The sequence below is a fragment of the Marinifaba aquimaris genome, from assembly GCF_013328345.1.
GTDB classification, from domain to species: domain Bacteria; phylum Pseudomonadota; class Gammaproteobacteria; order Enterobacterales; family Alteromonadaceae; genus Marinifaba; species Marinifaba aquimaris.
Window position 1 is genome coordinate 1 of sequence record NZ_JABULX010000062.1, and the last position, 2337, is coordinate 2337.

At 39.3% G+C, this 2337-nt stretch carries 2 protein-coding genes and 1 pseudogene; 2 read left to right on the forward strand and 1 reads right to left on the reverse strand.

The genetic code is table 11. The features are described 5' to 3' along the window. Positions 1-315: 315 nt before the first annotated feature. Positions 316-1359 (reverse strand): annotated as a pseudogene (locus HR060_RS19910) (IS30 family transposase). A 235-nt stretch (positions 1360-1594) separates the two neighbouring features. Between HR060_RS19910 and HR060_RS19010 the strand changes: the two are divergent. Beyond that, positions 1595-1876 (forward strand): hypothetical protein, encoded by a 282-nt coding sequence (locus tag HR060_RS19010; protein WP_174201847.1) that lies wholly within the window; start codon positions 1595-1597, stop codon positions 1874-1876. 318 nt (positions 1877-2194) lie between these two features. After that, positions 2195-2308: an IS3 family transposase gene (locus tag HR060_RS19915; protein ID WP_174201848.1), complete on the forward strand. Its 114-nt coding sequence runs from the start codon at positions 2195-2197 to the stop codon at positions 2306-2308. The last annotated feature ends 29 nt before the right edge of the window (positions 2309-2337 follow it).

Genomic DNA, 2337 nt, shown 5'->3' on the forward strand with positions numbered 1-2337 from the left:
GAGACTTTGTTAGAGGTAAAATTCAACTAACGAATGAGGTTAAAAATGCCAAAGAAAATATTAACAGCATAATTTGAACGTGAATGTGCTGAGCTAGTCATTACTCACGGTTATAAACATAAAAATGCGAGCACCGCAATGAATGTGGGTTTATCATCTATTCAGCGCTGGGTAAGCCATAACCGAAAAGAACAATAAGGTCATACTCCCAAAGGCAGCGTATTGACACTAGAGCACATACGTATTCAAGAATTAGAAAAACAAGTTAAGCAATTACAAAGCGACAATCAGCTATTAAAAAAAGCTTCTGTAGATTCAACTTGTCAACGCAACACTACTTTCAATTACTTGTCTTGGTGTTTTAAATTCTAGTACCTTTCTAGGACGATTATTTAACTGCTCTGCCACTGCTCTGTATTTCGCTTGAGAGTGTTGACGTAAACATGTCTTCTTAGGAAAATACTGTCTAATTAAACTATTAGTGTTTTCATTTAAACCTCGTTGCCACGGGCTTTGGGGATCACAAAAATAAACAGGTACGCCTGTTCTGTCAGTGAACTCAGCATGTTTAGCTAATTCCATACCTCTATCCCATGTTAATGATTTTCTTAATTTAATTGGTAGTTCATTAAACTTATTGATAAGTGCTTCAGTAACGGATGTAGCGTCTTTTCCCTTAAGTTTTAATATGATGGTATATCGTGAATTGAAACGGCATTAACAATATTAATGGTTCCTCGTTCGCCTTTACGAGAATGCTTTTTGCTATACCGTAAACTATGACCACGACGGAGATGCTTGGCTAGGGAGTGATGAAGTACATTACGTTTTCGGTAATGGATGGTTTTATAAATAGTCTCAGCCGAGATATACATAGATTTACGCTTGGGCATTGTGCGCTTGATCCAAGCTGATATTTGCTCTGGTGACCAATTGGATTCTAGCTTTTCTAGGACAGTGAGTTTTAATTCGGGATTAGCTTCTAACAGACACGGTTTAGGCCGCCTAGCCATTCTCCAGGCAAGGTTATTATCATCAACAGCTTTGTAATATCTACGACCTCGATTACGTTGAATTTCTCTCGAAATTGTTGATGGTGAGCAGTTTAACAAGCGAGCTATTTCTCGAATACTCTTTTTTGGCTGATAAGCCAGCACGGATTTCTTCACGTTCTTCAAGCGTTAAGTGCAAGCTTCTTCGTTGACGGGGAGCGGGCTTAATACCTCCAGTATCACGAAGGATTGTAAATACACTGCCGGGTTTAGAATCAATTAGACTAGCAATGTCACTGAACCCAACTCCTGACTTCCAAGAATCGAAAACAAACTCTCTTTCTTGTTTGGTAAATGTACGCTTCATTCAATTTTCCTCCGCTACTCAATGTTTTCACATGTGTGTTGCGTTGACCAATTGAATCTACATCGGCCTTTTTCGCTATGGAAATGAGCAACGGCAGCAAGTAGCTGCCAAGCTGAAAAAGGCAGGAAGTAAGGTACAGCAAATATGCCGTTGTTTATCGATACGGTTTAGCTCGTTTTATTATCGAGCTAAGCCAAAGGCTATCTGCCCTGAATAGATAAAGCTTGATGCGGCTATGAAACAAATTCATGTCGATATGGATGCAACATATGGCGAAGCGTGTATGCACGGTGAATTACAGGCGTTAGGTTTTGATATTGGCATTCATCGTGTTCGTACTTCGATGAAAAGACTTAACCTAGTAGCTAAAGACCTTAAACAGGATAAATATCCTGTTGGTGGTAAGCCTTCAGTTATTGCGCCAAACTACTTGAATCGTCAGTTCAATCCACAACACTTAAACAAGTTATGGTCTGGTGATATTACCTATATACGCACGCAACAAGGTTGGTTCTAGGTAGCTGTGATTCTGGATTTATGTTCACGCAAAGTAATTAGCTGGGCTTTTTCAGATAAGCCGAACAGCGAACTGACAGCCTGAGCTTTACGACTAGCCGTAAATAACCGTCAACCAACTGATGGCGTTCTATTCCACTCAGATGAGGGTGAACAATATACGTGTGAAGTAACTCAGGGTTCATTAAAAGAACATGGCTTAGTCTTTAGTAGGAGCCGTGCAGGAAATTGTTTGGATAATGCCGTTACTGAACACTTCTTCCGTAGTTTGAAATCTGAGCGAGTTAACTATCGTCGTTATCAAACAAGGCGTTAAGCTATGGCTGACATTATTGAGTATATCGAGCCGTTTAATAATCAAAAACGACGACATTATAAATTAGGAAATATCTCACCAGCAGAATATGAGATAAAACTAAGTAAAAGTGCCTAGAAAAGTATCCAAGTTTATTTGACCGTTAC